Genomic DNA, 16,282 nt, shown 5'->3' with positions numbered 1-16,282 from the left:
AAGGAGATGCAAATGACCGATAGGGAAAAGCAGGTGCTGACCAAGGTGCCGGCGGTGACGCTGGGTTTCTGGATCATCAAGATATTGGCGACCACCTTTGGCGAGACCGCGGGCGACACGGTGAGCATGTCGATGAATCTGGGCTATCTGGTCGGCACCGCGATTTTTGCGGCGGTGCTGGCGATCCTGATCGTCTGGCAGATTCGCGCCCGCGCCTTTCATCCCTTCCTCTATTGGGCGACGATCATCGCCTCGACGACGGCGGGAACGACGATGGCCGACTTTGCGACGCGCTCGCTCGGCATCGGTTACCCCGGCGGTTCGCTGCTGTTGCTCGGTGCGGTACTGGCCTCGCTCGCGGTCTGGCACCGCGCGCTGGGCAGCATCTCGATCCAGTCGGTGCACGAACCGCGGGCCGAGCTCTATTACTGGCTGACGATCACCTTTTCGCAGACGCTGGGCACCGCGCTCGGCGACTGGATTGCCGACGGCCCGCTCGGCTACCTCGGGTCGGCGATCATCTTCGGTGCGCTGCTCGCGCTGCTCGCCATCGCTTATTATCGCACCGCGATCAGCCATGTCGCACTGTTCTGGGCGGCCTTCATCCTGACCCGTCCGCTCGGCGCCGTGGTCGGCGATTTTCTGGACAAGCCGGTCGATCATGGCGGGCTGGCGCTGAGCCGCGCCGGTGCATCGGCGGTGCTTGCCATCGCGATCGTCACGCTGATCCTCGCGCTGCCGCAGCGCGCCGCCGCGGCGCATGACGATCGCGGCGGCTGAGCGACCGGCTATTTCCGCTCGACCAGTTCGCGCAGCAAGAAGGCGTGGAGCATGGCCGCGCGCACGGCGTCCTCGGCATGGTCGGCGCCGACCGAGTGGCCGCCTTCCAGATATTCGTGATAATAGACGCGGTTGCCATAATCCTGCAGCTTTGCGGCCAATTTGCGGGCGTGGCCGGGATGGACGCGGTCATCCTTCGTCGAAAGGTACAGGAAGATCGGCGGATATTTCACGCCCTTGCGGACATTCTGATAGGGCGAATATTTCGACAGGAAGGCCCAGTCGGCGGGATCGTCGGGATTGCCATATTCAGCGACCCACGAGGCGCCCGCGAGCAGCTTGTTATAGCGCTTCATATCCTCGAGCGGCGAGCCCGCAATGACCGCGCCATAGAGATCCGGGCGCTGCGTCATCGCGGCGCCGACCAGCACGCCGCCATTCGAGCGACCCGAAATGGCAATCCTGCCCTTGCTGCTGATGCCGGTCTTGACCAGATCCTCCGCGACGGCGTGGAGGTCGTCGAAACTGTTCTGGCGTTTTTCGCGCAGCGCCGCCTGGTGCCAGGCGGGGCCATATTCGCCGCCGCCGCGAATATTGGCGAGGACATAAGCGTTGCCGTCCTCGACCCAGAACAGGCCGAGCGGACCGGCGCGATAGGGCTGACCGGTCAGATAGCCCGGCGTCTGCGCGGCGAGGAAGCCGCCATAGGCGTGGATCAGCGCGGACACGGGGCCTTTAGCGCCGGCTTTGCGGACGAGGAAATAGGGGATCTTGGTGCCGTCCTTCGACGTCGCGAAGCGCTTTTCCACCGTCATGCCCTTGGCGTCGAAGGCTGCGGGCAGGCTTTGCACGACACACGGCGCGGCGTTGTCGGTGACGGCATAAAGCGTCGGCGGGTCGAGCATCGTTTCGGCAGTCGCGAAGATCGTGTCGCGCTTGGCGATCGCGCCGGCCAGATGCACCGTAGCGTTGGCCGCCAGCGGCACCTCGCGCTGGGTCCAGGTGCCGCTCGCGGGATCGCGGCGCAGCGCGAACAGCTTGCCTTCGACATCGTCGAGCGCCTTGACCCAGAGAATATTGTCGGTCGCGCTGACCTCCTCAATCGCCTGCGCCTTGGTCGGCGCCATCACCGCCGCCATTTTCGCGGGGCGTCCGGCCGCCGCGTCGGCGAGCGACAGCGCGACGAGCGAGCCTTCGCCGAAGCCGTCGGCGGGCTTGTTGAGGAAGATGATTGCCTGACCGCCGATGACATCGCGTAGGTCGGCGGTGTCGGGAATCGGCGCCGGGACGAAGTCCGCGCCGTGGGCGGCTCGGATGCTGTAGTCGCTGGTATAGAAGCTCTTGTTGCGGGCGATGAGGATCCAGCGCGTCTTGCCGTCGTCGATCGCGATCGGGTTGATCCCGACGTCGCTCGCTTCGCCTTCGGCGACGACCGCTGCGCTGGCAAGCAGCGTGCCACGCCTCCAGCGTTTGACGATGCGCGGATAGCCCGACGCGGTCATGCTGCCTTCGCCATAGTCGGTGGCCACGAGCAGCGTGTTTGCGTCCTCCCAAACGACCGCGCTCTTCGCCTGCGGCAGCGCAAAGCCGTCGGTCACGAAGCGGCCGGTGGTGCGGTCCCATTCGCGCACGATGTCCGAATCGGTGCCGCCGGGACTGAGCGAGACGAGGCAGCGCGTGTACGTGGGGGCAAGACAGTCGGCGCCGTGCCAGACCCAGCTTTGCCCCTCCGCCTTGCCGAGCGCGTCGACGTCGATCAGCGTTGTCCATTCGGGCGTTCCGGCGAGATAGGCACTCAGCGGACTTTGCCGCCAGATGCCGCGCGGATGGTCCGCATCGCGCCAGAAGTTGGTGATGGTATCGCCCATCACCTGACCGGGGTCGGCAATCTGGCGGTCGTCGTCGAGGATCGCTTTCGCGCGCGCCCGATCCTGTTCGAAACCGGGGCGATTTAGGATCAGCTTGTCGGCCGCGGCATTTTCCGCCTTCACCCACGCCAGCGCCTTTGCCCCGTCGATATCCTCCAGCCACAACCAAGGGTCGGTCTCGGTCGCGGCGAAGGCCGCCGCGGACAGCGAACAGGCAAGGGCGAGCGCGGCAAGGCGGGCGCGGATCATCTCGGTCTCCATGAGCAGGGTCTGAAGCTGCTGTGCTAGCACTATCAGACACCCGATGGGAACCGCCTACTGGTCGATGACGATCGTTCCGGGGTGATGCTTGTCGAGATGTTTCCGGATGATGCGCAGATTGCGCGTGTTCGACCGGAACAGAAAGTCGAAGGCATCGCCGACGAGCGGGATGGCCCCAAGCGCAGTGTCGACGCCGAGATTGCCCATCATCCGCCACAGCTTCCATTTGGGCATGCCCAGATTGCGCGCTTCCCAGATGATATAGGCCCCCATGACGGCGGTCACGACATCGCCGACGACGGGCACCAGCCCGACGATCGCGTCGAGCCCGACCGGCCGGTTGATGCCGGGAATGGTGAAGCTGCGTTCGAGGAGAAGCTCCAGCGTTTCGATGCGCTTGCGCAGCGCCGCAGGATTGTTGCGATCGGCAACCAAGGCTTCGAAAATCGCGTCCGTATTGGGCGTCGAGGGGGGCATCGGCGTCCTTTCCAACCGCGCACGACGATGTGCGCCTATTATTAGTTGGGTTTGGCGAGCAAGCGATTCAATGGGTGGGCCGCCCGCGCATTCGGCTTGAACCCTGTAAGCCGCTGCGACGCGACCGACCAGCGCAGCGGCGTGGCGATCGGAATGAACGGGGTGTAGCGCCCCAGCATCGTTTCGATCTCGCCGATCTGGCGCGCGCGCTGGCCACTGTCGATATTGAGCACGGCCTGATCGATCTTCGCCTGTGCCTCGCGGTTGCACAGCGTGTCGCGCTGGCACGACAGCCGGCGGAGCGCCCAGAGGGCGTCGTCATTCGGCGCCACCTCGTCGATCAGGCGCAGGTCCGATGCCGCATCCATAGCGACGCGGCGGCTTTCGATACCGATGCGGGCAAAGTCGGCGGCGACATAGGCAAAGAGAATGCGGCCGCCCGGCGTCTGGGGGACCGCGATGCGGAGCGGCGCAATCTCTCGCCCGGCGGCGCGCCAACTGTCGACCACGCGCTTCGACTGGGCGAAGCGCGAATCATTGTCGAAGTCGGCCCAGGCGGGTTGCAAGGGTTCAGGGCCGCCGTCGCGGCGGTAGACTGCCGGCCGAAGCGCGCGCTGCGGCTGCCATTCGGCAAGGCCGAAGGCGTCGATCAGGCGCTGCCGCCGCACGACGCGCGACAGGGCATCGCGGTTGATGTCGGAGGCGAGGAACCCTTCGGCGCTGGTGAAAGAAAGGCCGAAAAGCCCCGGCACCGGATCGACGATGAGGCGCGAGCGGCCGATGCTGGACACGAGGAAATAGGGGAGGGTCGAAAAGCGGCCGCCGATCACCCCGTCGGCATAGCCATTATTGTAGCGGGCCAGCGCCCCGGCGGGCGTCGTGCCGACGAGTTCGACCGACGCGGCGGGATCGTTTGCGGCGGCTTCGGCGGCCTCGGGATCGTCGGCGAGCGGGTCGGGCGCGGGCGTCAGCAGCAGCGCGCGTCCGGCCTTGCGCGATCGCATCGGCCCCCAGCCCATGCCCTTGTAGACGATCGTCAACGAAGGCTGCGCGAGCAGTTCGAGCATATTGGGCTGCGGCACTGCGAGCCGGATTTCGATGACCTGATCGGTCATCGCACGGATCGTCTCGATCTCCGGGAAATCGTCCTTCAGCAGGTTGCGGCTGTTCGTGCCAAGATAGCCGCGCAGCACCGAAACCACGTCGTCGGCCGTGACTTCGCGACCGTTCGACCATTTTGCCTCGCGCAGCCGGAAAATATAGCTGCGCCCGTCGCCGGTCACCGTCCAGCGTTCGGCAAGACCGGTGTCGATCTGGCCGTCGGCGTCATAGCCGACAAGCCCCTGCGCCGTCATTTCGAGCAGCGCTGCATTGGGCGAGGACAGTTCGCCGTTGAGCGGGCTCGCCGCGGCGTTGAGCGGCCCCATCGCGGCGATCCGCACCGGACCCCCGCCACCGCCGAAAAGGCCGCATCCGGCGAGCGCGGCGACCAGCAGCGCGGTGCCCGCGAACCGCGCGCCGCGGCGCGAACGGAGGCTGCGGCGCGTCATATCCCTGTGCCTCCCCTGTGCCAGCGGTTGGTGCGGACGGCGGGACTCGAACCCGCACACCCGTTCGGATAGCAGATTTTAAGTGTAAAATTATAACGACTTAAATAATTGATTTTATTAATTAAAAATCGATGTTTAGAAAAAGTGCGTTAGTGAAGTGCGTTATTTTTTACCCTCAAACCTGCTGATTTGGTCACTTCATTTGCTGTGCCATCGGCCCTGTTGAAAGTCCAGCAATCCCGTGCCGAACGAGCTGCGGCTGGCGATTTAGCTGTGAAGTGTGACATCGACGGTATGGAGCACCCGCTTGTCCTGGCCCCCGCCCAGCACGATGTGCCAGCGCGTAAAGCATGCTTGTTCAGCTGATTTGCTGGAAGGCAGGTCCGCTATTAAAGGGAAAAGTCGGCCGTATGGGGAAAGGCGGTTCCCGAGAAATATGGTCTGAACCGAAAGTGTGTCGGCGTGCCGGACCAGCGATCCAAGCGGCGGGTGCTGGCCGTTTGTATCGACAAGGCTCTGTTCGTCGATCTCGATCTCGATGCCGGGAATGAGTACGCCGCGCCAGTCATGGTCGCCGTTACACTCCATGAAGCGGAAAATCTGATCGTCACTGCCGCTGAGGAACATGGCGAATCTTTTGCCCTCGGTGGTGAAGGTCAGTGCCCTTTGCTCATACTTGGCGCGAGGGAGGACCAGCGTGAGGGGTTCAGCGTGTTCGACAAAGCCAGGGAAGCATTCTGAAGGTCGGAGCATGGTAGGCCTCTAGCGTCGCTGCAGGGGTTCGATGAACATGCCCCAATATAGTTCCGAAGCGCCTTCTTGGGAAAGCTTCGTATCGGCCTGCTGGCGCATGTAGCTGCCCATTCCCATGCCTTTCAGGTAAAGCATTTGGTCATCGGAATGGACGGAAAGACATTCGTTGAAAGAGTTGCTGTCGGGCGTGTCGTTGGCGGAATAAGCGATTCCGTCGATGAAGGAATGGCTGCCCATGAACACCGTGCACCGCGCGACGGTTTTACCGCTGCGGTAAATGACGGCGGAGAAACGATTGGCATCGATCCGCCGGAAGGTGCCCTCAATGCCGTCGTTGCGCGATTGGAGCTCGTTTAGGGAGTTCTCGAAGAACTTGGCCATGTACTCGAAGCTTTCGAGCTTGAAGGCGTCCTTGTCGCGCTCGGTGAATGTTTTGGCGAGCCGCAGATTGCTGGAGCGCGGCGCCGGAGTCGTCGCGTCCAGCGCGGCATGGTTTGACAGTCCCGTCGGCGCGGGCGGCGCGCCCGGGATGTCGCCAAGGGTCTTCGCGGCAGCCTTGATGGCGTTGGTGACCTCCAAGAAGGCCTGATCCCTGTCGGGCCATAGGGTAACGGGCTTTCCGTCGGTAGGAGTGGCCATCAACTTGCCGAAGGGCGCGTCATGCCACGCACAAGGGCGCAGGATGACGGGAATGACGCGGGCTCCGCCCGCGTGGTGGCGTTCCATCGCGCGAGTCATTTCCCGGTCGTAGCAGTAGTCGGAGGCAAGAAAAGCGGGGCTGACCAGCAACAGGATGATGTCGGCGGCCTCCAACTGCGCGTCGATACTGTGGTCGATCTCGCTGCCCGCAAGGATGCGGCGGTCGTGCCAGACGGAAATGACCTTCTGGCGTTTCAGGATGGCAAGCTGCTGCTCCAGCTGGTCGCGCAGCTCTTCATCGGCGTGGGAATAAGAAAAGAAAAGCGAAAGCACACGAACCCGTTCGATTGGAATATCCGAAAATGGTCGCCAATTTGACAGGCGCGCACGCCAGTGTCCAGCGGGATAGACGCGCCCCGTGCCTGTTATCCTCCCACGAAAACATGCACTTCGTTGTATGCCGTTTCGACCGCGAAAAGGTCGCCGTTCAATTCGGCGTCGCGCGCCATCGCCTGCCAATCGATGTAGTAGCGCAGCGCTTGGGGGATAAAGGTGCTTTCCTCGGTCAGTTCTTGGAGGTAATCAGCTAGGCTAGTGTGTTCGCCCATGTAGCGGTCGGCCATCGCTTCCTGTGCCTCGCCCAGATCGCCATTGCAATGGTCGAGCAATGCTGCACCCACCTCGCCATGTACTGCGCTGAACATAGCCAGCGCGCTTACATGGTCAAAGTTTGCAAATTCCTCGATACGGATTTTGCCAAAACCTTCGTAATCATGGATGGCCCATTCTTCCGCGCCCGCGATGGGCGACGCGGTCAGCATGGCCTTCACCTCATCATAGATGCTCCAAGGCTCCTGTGCCGCATCAATCCATGCGCCATGCAGATAACCATTATTGTATGCAGCAAGACAGGCCACATAGATACGGGGCTGAAGGCTTGATTGTCAAACGGCGTTCAAAAGGGACCCCCGATCGGCGTCGAAGAGGGACCCCCTTTTTCGGATATGATGTTGGTTTGTTGAAGATGGCCTTGCGCTGCGTGCGGCGGAGGGCGGGCGTAGCCCGACCGGAGGCGCGCGCAGCGCAAGATAGATTTTTGAAGGCGCCGAAGGTAGCGGTCAGCTGCGGTTTTTGAAGCGCCAGCTGTCGTTGCCCGTCTCGACGATATCGCAGTGGTGGGTGACGCGGTCGAGCAGCGCCGTGGTCATCTTGGGATCGCCGAACACGGTCGGCCATTCGCCGAAGGCGAGGTTCGTGGTGATGATGACGCTGGTCCGCTCATAAAGCTTGCTGATGAGGTGGAACAGCAACTGCCCTCCCGAGCGGGCGAACGGCAGATAACCGAGCTCGTCGAGCACGATCAGGTCGAGCCGCGACAGCTGCGCCGCCAGGGTCCCGCCTTTGCCGATCCGGGTCTCCTCTTCGAGGCGTGTCACCAGATCGACGGTGTTGAAGTAGCGGGCGCGAGCGCCCCTTCGCACGACATTGGCGGTGATCGCGATGGCGAGGTGGGTCTTGCCTGTCCCCGTGCCGCCGACCAGCACGATATTGCGGCGAGGCGGGAGGAAGGAGCCATCGTGAAGGGAGCGGATCATCTCCTCATTGATCGGTGTGCCCTCGAAGCTGAACCGCTCCAGGTCCTTCACCACGGGCAGCCTCGCAGCCGTCATCCGATAGCGGATGGAGGCTGCATCCCGGTGGGTCGCCTCAGCACGGAGCAGGTCGGTCAGTATCTCCATGGTGGTGCGCTTGCGCTGGAGGCCGGTGGTGACCGCCTCGTCGAACGCCGCCGCCATGCCCTTGAGTCCGAGGCCGCGCATCGTGCCGATCATATCATGCCGCTGCATCATAGCCTCGCAGCAGATCATAGCGGGCACAGTCGGCGAGCGGAGGATGCTGCAGCATCCGGTCTTCCGAAGTGACGATGCTGTGGGGTGTCGCCGGCTCGCGGCGCCGGGAGAGGATGTTGAGGATCAGCTCGTCGCTGGCCGTTCCGTTCGCCAACGCTTCGCGCACGGCAGCCTCTACCGGCTCCAGGCCATCGGTGAGCACCGCCGAGAGGACCCGCACGAACCTGCGATCGGCCTCGTCCCCGGTGCCGAGCCTTCGCCGTAATCGGTGCAGGGCGGGCGGCAGATCCCAGTCCTGGAACGGTGCGCCGTTACGCAGCGCGCCGGGCTTGTGCGCGAGGACCGGCAGATAATGCCAGGGATCGTATATCGTGCGGTTCCGACCGAAGTGGCGCTCATGCTCCCCGACGATCGCATCCCCGCAGCGTATGACGATGCGATCGGCATAGGAGCGCACCTGAACGGTCCGGCGTGCGGCCGTCGACATGACCGAGTAGCGGTTGCGATCGAAGCTGATGAGGCAGGTGCCGGTGACGGCATGCTCGCTCTCATGGAAGCCGTCGAACGGTGCCAGGATCGGCTGCAGGGCCGGTCGCTCCATATCCAGCGCCTCGGCGACGGTAATATCCCCGCGTTCGGGATGGGCATGATGCTCGGCCCAGCGCCGGCACTCGGCCTCCAGCCACCCGTTGAGCTCGGCCAGGCTGGCGAACCGGAGTCGCGGCTGGAAGAAGCGGCCTCGGATCGTCTGGACCTGCTGCTCGACCTGGCCCTTCTCCCATCCCGCCGCCGGCGAGCAGGCGGTCGGCTCGACCATGTAATGATCGGTCATGATCAGGAAGCGGCGGTTGAACACACGCTCCTTGCCGGTGAACACGGCCGTCACCGCCGTCTTCATATTATCGTAGATACCGCGTCGCGGCACACCGCCGAAGAACGCGAACGCCCGGGCATGGGCATCGAACAGCATCTCCTGGCCCTCGCGCGGATAGGCCCGGACATAGGGTGCGCGCGAGTCGCAGAGACGCATATGCGCCACCTTCACCCGCATCGGCTTGCCGGCGATCTCCACATCCTCGTGGCTCCAGTCGAACTGGTAGGCCTCACCCGGCTGGAAGGTCATCGGGATGAACGCCGGTGCGCCTTCGCCAGCATCCTTCCGCCGCGCAGCACGCCAGCGCGCCGCATAGCGGCGCACCGCATCATAGGATCCATCGAACCCCTCGCGCACCAACAGATCATGGATACGCGTCATCCGTAGCCGATCACGGCGGCCGCTGCCTTCGTTCTCCTCAAGCAGCGCATCGAGACGATCCTGATAAGGACCGATCCGCGGCAGCGGCTGGACTTTGCGCTGATAGTTGAACGCCGCCTCCGGCGACCGGATCGCCTTGCGGACGACCTTCCGCGACAAACGAAGGTCGCGCGCGATCGCCTTGATCGCCTTCCCCGCTGCATGCTCACGCCGAATCCGAACCACTGTCTCCACGATCAACATCCCGTTCTCGCCAACTGATCAAAACCAGTCGGCCGACTAAATCCCCGGGATGAAGGGGTCCTTTTTGCACGCCGATCACCCCACGAAGGGGGTGCCTATTGCACGCTGATCCTCAGGCTTGATTTTAGGCTGTTTCCCATGACTTTCTCCGTGGGTTTGGGTTTCAGGTTGCGTTCTGAAATCCTGCCCATGCGGCGAGCATCGGGGGGCAAGCGGAGTAAGCGGCTTCGCGGGGAACCGGCTGCACGGAACGCGCAGCGTAGAGGAAGCTGGGCGGAAGGCGCTTCGCAGCGCGCTGGGGGCAGCGCCCCAGCTATTGCGTTAGCCGATCGTCACCCAAGGGGCGGAGACCATAGACTCCGGGTGCGAAGCGCCTAGAGCGCGGGCCGAAGGCAACGCCGAATGTTTACAATCTGGTCAGTCGAGGAAGCTGAAATGCTGAGGCTCGCCGTTCCACGGGGTATACAGATGCTGACCGCTCCAGTAGCTCACTCGCCCATTGTCCACAGACCGTTTCGTGCGAAACACCGTGTCTGCTTTCAACATGCCTAAGCTGCTCTGATCGAGCAGTGGGATTTCAAAGCCGGTTTGACCGTACCCATCATCTGCGACGCTCTTACTCGGCAGGGTCATCAACAATGCCGCGTATTTTGTTTCCTTGAGCACGATCGCAAACTCGTTGAGTATCATGGTGACGCCCGTATGCGCATGGACGATGCGCGGGTCGCGTGGACCGAGGCCGCGCACCAGCTTGGACAGATGATCCAGCGATATGAGAGTCGATTTGTCCTGAATGATGCCCTGAGTCGCCTGCTCGCACCAGCTCGTGACATCCGTGGAGGTGGCCAGCGAAAGCTGCCCAGACGTTCGTCCCGCGAAGCGATTGGCGACCGGCAAGTAGGATGAAGTCGTCACGAACAGGCTCTGCTGCGCTCCTTCGACACCGGCGATGCCATGCAACGCCGCGACCGCTTCAAGGCCAATCTTGCGGTTTGGAGCGTATTTCTTAGCTTGGACCAGCGTCATCATGTCGCCGAGGGGATCGCGTTGTAGAAGCCGAATGTCGATACCGCCATCGCCGCTGCCGGGTCCTAGCTGGGCCTGAAACCCCTGGTTCTGAAATATCCGATAGAGCAGGATCTCAAATTCGCGCCAATGAAGCCGATGCAGATCATCGGGCCGATTGGCAAAATGAGCATATATCTCTTCAAACACGTCGGCGACGTCGGGCTGCAAAAGCCCGCAAATCCATTGCCAGCGCACGAAATCGGTAAACGACGTGAACAACGGGCTCTCGTCGAGCGGATATATATGGATGCTAACGCCGTTTTCGCGCTCGTACCAAAACCCTTGCTGTTCCAGCAGTTCCCTGAAATCTGACTCAAGGTCGTCGTAGTAACCATCGAGCATATTCCCGAACGGGCCTTCAAAGTGCATGATGGTAGCGACAGGGGCGAGCGGTTCACCGTCAACGTGATCGGCATAGGATTTGAAACCGCAATCATACCAAAGATCGTGCTGCTTGGCCCATTGCTCAATCGCCAACTGCAATTTCTGCACGATGCCGAGAAGCTGCTGATCAGTGAGCGTCGGTGCGGCGGGTAAGTTCATACGAGCAATAGCGGCGTCGGGTTTGTGTGCGACACAAGCAGCGTCAGGCTTTCGGTAGCGCGGCTCAGGCCGACATAGAGTTTTGCGCGTGCAGCTTGGCTATCGTTGAAATGCAGTTGATCGCAGGCAGCCATAACGACGTGGGGAAATTCCAACCCCTTTGCCTTGTGGATAGTGCTGACCGCTTTCGTAGGCATTGGCGCACGGGCATGCGCGCGACGTCGGGCAATTTCAGCTAGCCCCTCATCCGCGTCGTCGAACCGGCCAAGATGCACTGCATCATTAAACTCGCGGCTGTGGTCGATCTTAATGGACGCAAATGCTGCATCTTCCTTTGTGAGCTTCCGCAATGCGGTCAAGAATCTGCTAATGCCGCGATGATTGGGTTCATCCAAGATGATCCGACCGAGCGCCTGAATTGTCGCAGGCTTCCTAGTGCGCGCCTTCGTGCATCCCTGCGCGATGTCCTCAAGCAATTGGCGACTGTAGCCGCTGGCGGTGAACCCGATCGCGACCTCGCTCACAAAGCCTACCGCGAGCTTGCCCATTTCAACGGCGTTTCCGTTGTGCGCGCGCACGCCATTGCATAGCCCGTCCAGCGCATCGCGAGTATGCCCTTCCCAGATCGGTATCGACCGATTGAAGAATGCACGGAGAGAAGAAACGGTGCTGTTGTGCGCCGCGACGACCAGCACGGAGTTCAAGGGCTGCATGCGCTGAGTAAGGGGCGCTCTTTGCTGGTTGGTGAGCTGATACTGACCGCGCGCGCGGGCAACATTATCTGCGCGAAGAATGTGTAGACCGTTAGGCAGCCCTCCGCGCAAATCTATCTGCCCGCCATCACGAAGAGTGGCGCGGGCTGCAAGAATCCAATTGCCGAGAGCAGGATTGGTGTTTGCCCATCGATGTGGGGTGTCCAATTCCTCAAATGCTTCGGCCTGCTCTTTTAGGTCATTCCAGCGTTTAATCTCGGCATCGATCACCGCTTGGCGATTGCCAAAAATCCGCTGCATAGGATCGGCAAAGATACGAAGATGCGCGCCCGCTTTGTAAAGTGCGAGAATAATTTGCTCTTGGGGAACGGTCGCATCCTGATGCTCGTCGCAAATGATTAAGGGATAGCGACGCGCGAGCGATGCCGCGATCATTGGCTTCTTGTTGAGAAGATGCGCCACCTTCGCCGCGACCTTCTGATAGCCATCCCTATTTGTTCGCGACCAAAGAGCCACATCGGCTGGAAGCCCGAGAGCGGGATGATAGGCCGTCGCGATCTGCCCTATCAAACTGTCGATGGTGCGGATTTCGACTGTGCTGTGCGAGCCGCGCGTTCGATCGGCGAATACGTCGCACGCAGCGTGGGTATGGGTGAGAATAAGGACGCGGCGCTCAGATGCGGCGGCGGCGTCGGATGCGTAATGCGACCCTTGGTGAGTCTTTCCACAACCGCCCGGCGCCTCGATAACCACAAGCGACGCGGCGGACCTCAGAGCAGCTGCGACAGTATTGTCACTCATTGGGCAATTCGGTGATCACCGGCAAATCGACCGCTTGCCGGATCGCGTTGAGGAACGGAAGAAGCTGATCTTCCAGTTTTGGCCAACCACCGAATTGCAGCATCTTGGACCCTAACTCATAGCCACCTGCTATCGTTTTGAACCATGTCCTGCCGTGGCTTTTGAATGCCTTTTTCTTATCGTCAACTGTGCCTGCCGGAACCGAGCCGGTTGCCGCTTCAATGATGAGTTTGCGAACACCGGCCGCGTCGCCGGCCGCCGCCAGGATGGCGGCGAACGATTTGTCGTTGATGCCAAGACGATCCGCCAACGTTCGCAAACGCGCACCTGACTCGCCCTCGGTATCGGCGATGAAAGCTTCAAGGTCGCCATCGGCGACATGCGCGATGACATTTTCTTCTAAACATCCGGCGGGCCAGCGAAGCAGCAGGTCGTTCAACGACGCTTTCAATGCTGCCCAACGTTGCGGATCGCGGCCCTCGTCGTCGGCGAAGCCGGAGAATTTCAGCCCGCTTTTGGAAAGGCTTTCGAGCAGTGTCAGGGTAGAATCATTACCGCCACCGTCGGTCACACAAATTCCGTAATCCGTGGGGATTTTCGTCACGGCTCTCAAAATGAGGAAGCGCACAAACCCCACCTCGGTCGCACCTTCGGCGACGATGGCAATTCGCGACAAAAAGGCCTCGGGGTCTTTCGCTAGGTGGGGTGTCGTCGCATCGGCAAGTTTGCCAATTTTACGCTCACCGCTCAAATACCAAAGGCTCGCTTTGCGCGCGGCGTTGATTGCTGCCGCGCTGTGTGTCGTCACGAACGCCTGCGTCGAAGCTTCGATCAGTTCTTTCATCAATACACGCTGGCGGTAGGGCTCCAATCCGCGCTCAACTTCGTCAACTATCGTTATCGGAAGTTCGCTTTGGTTCGCAGCGGCGATCTCCAATGCGGCAAGGCGGCGGGTGCCCGAACCCCAACTGCTCAGCGGAAGCCGAATATCATGCTTCTCGGCGGTCAGGCCGATCAACGCGTTGAGCGAAAACCCCTGTCCGCCAACCAAGCCTAGACCAAGCTTTGTCGGTAGTGCCTGCGTTCCAAATAGCTTTTCGAGGTTCTCGAGTTTTTCCTTCGACGCTTGGGCCAGATTTTCCTCAACGTTTTTCTCGCCAATCTCCTTGGCGAGTTTGGCGCGCAGCGATTTGTCGGCCAAAAGGCGATCCAGCGCGGAACCCTGAATTAGCCGCAAATCGCGGTCGTTGCGGTCATCTCCTGCCAACTTCACGAGACCAATTTTGCGGCGCAGGCCGACGGAGAAATGATCAAAATCGCCATTGGGTTGGCAAATTTCATAGGAAAGATCGCAGTCAGCTGTCCCGCGGACGCGGACCACGTAGACTTCCTCTTTTCCGCCTTCTTCGTCATCGGGATTGGGTACGGCGGGCTCCGTCCCGTTCCATTCCCAAGGCCACGCTGGTTTTCGTTGTTCGTTGATGCCGGTGACGGGCGGCAATTTCAAAACTGCTTCAATGACAAACTCATGCTCCGGCGCACGCTTCCAATAGTCCGAGTCAGAAATTACCATCGTATTGGTCGGGCTGAGAAGCAGGCCGATCGCATCGAGAATGGTCGTCTTGCCGTTATCACCGCCACCGAGAATGACATTCACATGCGGGTCGGGCAGCCAAGTCAGGGTTTCGATACCCCGAAATCGCTCAATCTTGAGACGTAGGATGGTTGGCGCTTCCGCTTTAGGAGCGGGGGCAGGCTTCGCCGCAGCTGCGGCGGCGGGTGCAGCCATCGGCTCGGGCGCCGTCTTTGCCATTGGCGCTGCTGCTCTCTCGTTGTCTACCATATCCCCTCGTTGTGAAGGCACTCTAGCACTGAGGTTTAGAAAGGGAACGGTTTTGCAATCGCCCAAAAATCGTTGTTAGATCGCGCCTCGGCGGATTACGCGACCCGCGTTTAGCTATAGGTCGGGGGCGGCAGGTCGCCCCAGAACATACGCGGGGTGATCCGGAACGTCTCGCGATGATGCGGGCGCCGCAATATCCTGCTCCAAAGCGTACGAAGAAAGTTCATGAATCCGGCAGGCGAATAGTAGCTGATCTCAATCACCAGTTCCGCGTCGGGCTCGTTATCCGACATGAGTTCGTGCTGGTCGAAAAGGCAAAGCTGGAGCACCTGGCCGGGTGCGAGCTGAGGGATTTCGGTATCGAAGAGCCCGCCAAAATCGCGAGGATCCCTTCTCTCGAACGTGCCGCTGCGAAGCAATCGAACCCGCTCGGCCCGCTGGCCGCCAATATTCACCAATCGGAGCTGGAAATTGATGTCCTGAAAACGGTAGCGCTGCGTCGTTTTGTCCAAGGGAGACGGGATGTCGTGTTCTGGGCCAAAACGGTTCAACACCTCGGCATAGATTTCGAGCTTCGGCTGCTTATGGGCCGAAACGATCTGCAAACCGACGCGCATGGCACCCGCGACCGTAGAACCAGTTACTTCCATTCGAACCCCCGAATGACCGGACGCGCATTGAACGCGCCCGGTCCTCTTTGAATCACGCGGCCATGCGGTCCGCAATATCCCCGTACATCCTGTCGATATGCTGCCGGTTCTCGCGAAGCTGCTCACCATCGCGACCGTATGTCACCTTCACAGTGCGCATGGAGATATTGAAATAGGCATTGTAGTCGTCGTGGCCCACCGGCTTGACCATGAAGCCATGGGCATACGCAGCCGCAATGAGCATGCCGTTTGAAACATAGTTCCCGAGATGTTCGAACAGGTCAAAGTTCCGCGATAGCCCTTCGGCCCGGTGTTTGAGACCATAACTGCCGACCCGGCGATTGATGGTCGCGGTGCGCTCCTGCCGTGACAGATAGATCCATGCGAGTTCAAATTGATCTGCCGACCAGTCATCGTCGTATGCCTCGCGCCGACGCGTCGCGAGCAGTTCCTTCCGCTCGTTGATAGGCAACGAGCGCTCACCGCTGACATTGAACCATATCGAATCAAAACCCCGGCATGTGAGGTTAGGATGATGGTCGAGCACTTTGCGTAGCTCGATGCGTGCGAGCGCGCGACCAACGGGGCGCACCGCGCAGCGCTTGTTCGTTTCGGCGGACAGGCCGAGGATTTCACGGTAGCGGGCGTCGTCCGCTTCGGCCTCGATGGTGCCCTTTTCAAGGGCGGCGCGAAGCCCGCCATAGGTATTGTAACCCAACGCCCTTGCTGCCGCTTCAATGCGGAGGCTGGGCTTTATTTCGGGATGGGCAAGACGAAGATCAGTTTTGATCGCGTCCAAGTCGGACGCACAGATAGCGATACGCATGGAAACCTCCATCACATAGACCACTGGAGCGCCAATTAAGCAGCGGCCGATGGATGAAGATTCGGCGCTATCACTCATTTGATGCGGTGTTTAACTTGGCGTCAGGTTTGGAACCGCTGTCCGTTCCACTATGCTGCATCAACGACTCAGCTAGGTCAAGCG

14 protein-coding genes are annotated in these 16,282 nt (G+C 61.0%); 1 reads left to right on the top strand and 13 read right to left on the bottom strand.

The window, feature by feature from the left end; all coding sequences use genetic code 11:
* The first annotated feature begins 12 nt into the window (after window positions 1-12).
* Window positions 13-780 (top strand): hypothetical protein, encoded by a 768-nt coding sequence (locus tag MU856_RS07185; protein ID WP_062903216.1) that lies wholly within the window; start codon window positions 13-15, stop codon window positions 778-780.
* An 8-nt stretch (window positions 781-788) separates the two neighbouring features.
* On the opposite strand, the gene MU856_RS07180 is transcribed toward MU856_RS07185, so the two are convergent.
* From MU856_RS07180 to MU856_RS07120, 13 genes are all read right to left on the bottom strand, one after another.
* A complete protein-coding gene (locus MU856_RS07180) occupies window positions 789-2,897 on the bottom strand; it encodes a prolyl oligopeptidase family serine peptidase (RefSeq protein ID WP_263588687.1) in 2,109 nt (702 codons plus the stop codon).
* 66 nt (window positions 2,898-2,963) lie between these two features.
* Window positions 2,964-3,386 carry a DUF4112 domain-containing protein gene (locus MU856_RS07175; protein WP_003044221.1) on the bottom strand — a complete coding sequence of 141 codons (423 nt, stop codon included), beginning with the start codon at window positions 3,384-3,386 and terminating at the stop codon, window positions 2,964-2,966.
* A gap of 41 nt (window positions 3,387-3,427) precedes the next feature.
* Window positions 3,428-4,936 (bottom strand): ABC transporter substrate-binding protein, encoded by a 1,509-nt coding sequence (locus MU856_RS07170; protein WP_062902494.1) that lies wholly within the window; start codon window positions 4,934-4,936, stop codon window positions 3,428-3,430.
* A 267-nt stretch (window positions 4,937-5,203) separates the two neighbouring features.
* A complete protein-coding gene (locus MU856_RS07165; protein WP_263588686.1) occupies window positions 5,204-5,689 on the bottom strand; it encodes a hypothetical protein in 486 nt (161 codons plus the stop codon).
* Window positions 5,690-5,698: 9 nt separating this feature from the next.
* Window positions 5,699-6,661: a toll/interleukin-1 receptor domain-containing protein gene (locus MU856_RS07160; protein WP_263588685.1), complete on the bottom strand. Its 963-nt coding sequence runs from the start codon at window positions 6,659-6,661 to the stop codon at window positions 5,699-5,701.
* 92 nt (window positions 6,662-6,753) lie between these two features.
* Entirely contained in the window at window positions 6,754-7,245 is a 492-nt protein-coding gene (locus tag MU856_RS07155; protein WP_263588684.1) for an antirestriction protein ArdA, read from the bottom strand.
* A gap of 201 nt (window positions 7,246-7,446) precedes the next feature.
* Window positions 7,447-8,175: an IS21-like element helper ATPase IstB gene (gene istB, locus MU856_RS07150; protein WP_068878313.1), complete on the bottom strand. Its 729-nt coding sequence runs from the start codon at window positions 8,173-8,175 to the stop codon at window positions 7,447-7,449.
* Complete coding sequence (gene istA / locus MU856_RS07145) at window positions 8,162-9,676, bottom strand: IS21 family transposase (protein WP_263588683.1); 1,515 nt, start codon at window positions 9,674-9,676, stop codon at window positions 8,162-8,164. Before istA ends, istB begins: the two co-directional genes overlap by 14 nt.
* A 417-nt stretch (window positions 9,677-10,093) precedes the next feature.
* Window positions 10,094-11,287, bottom strand: a complete 1,194-nt coding sequence (locus MU856_RS07140; protein ID WP_263588682.1) for a restriction endonuclease — start codon at window positions 11,285-11,287, stop codon at window positions 10,094-10,096.
* Entirely contained in the window at window positions 11,284-12,801 is a 1,518-nt protein-coding gene (locus tag MU856_RS07135) for an ATP-binding domain-containing protein (protein ID WP_263588681.1), read from the bottom strand. The genes MU856_RS07140 and MU856_RS07135 overlap by 4 nt, the downstream gene beginning before the upstream one ends.
* Window positions 12,794-14,614 (bottom strand): ATP-dependent nuclease, encoded by a 1,821-nt coding sequence (locus MU856_RS07130; protein WP_263588680.1) that lies wholly within the window; start codon window positions 14,612-14,614, stop codon window positions 12,794-12,796. Before MU856_RS07130 ends, MU856_RS07135 begins: the two co-directional genes overlap by 8 nt.
* Before the next feature lie 140 nt (window positions 14,615-14,754).
* A complete protein-coding gene (locus tag MU856_RS07125) occupies window positions 14,755-15,294 on the bottom strand; it encodes a hypothetical protein (RefSeq protein ID WP_263588679.1) in 540 nt (179 codons plus the stop codon).
* Window positions 15,295-15,346: 52 nt separating this feature from the next.
* Window positions 15,347-16,198 (bottom strand): hypothetical protein, encoded by an 852-nt coding sequence (locus MU856_RS07120; RefSeq protein ID WP_263588678.1) that lies wholly within the window; start codon window positions 16,196-16,198, stop codon window positions 15,347-15,349.
* Window positions 16,199-16,282 lie beyond the last annotated feature (84 nt).

Source organism: Sphingopyxis sp. GC21, assembly GCF_025727575.1.
Taxonomy (GTDB): Bacteria; Pseudomonadota; Alphaproteobacteria; order Sphingomonadales; family Sphingomonadaceae; genus Sphingopyxis; species Sphingopyxis terrae_A.
Note: the sequence above shows the minus strand (reverse complement) of the source record. Positions and strands in the feature narration are given on the sequence as shown.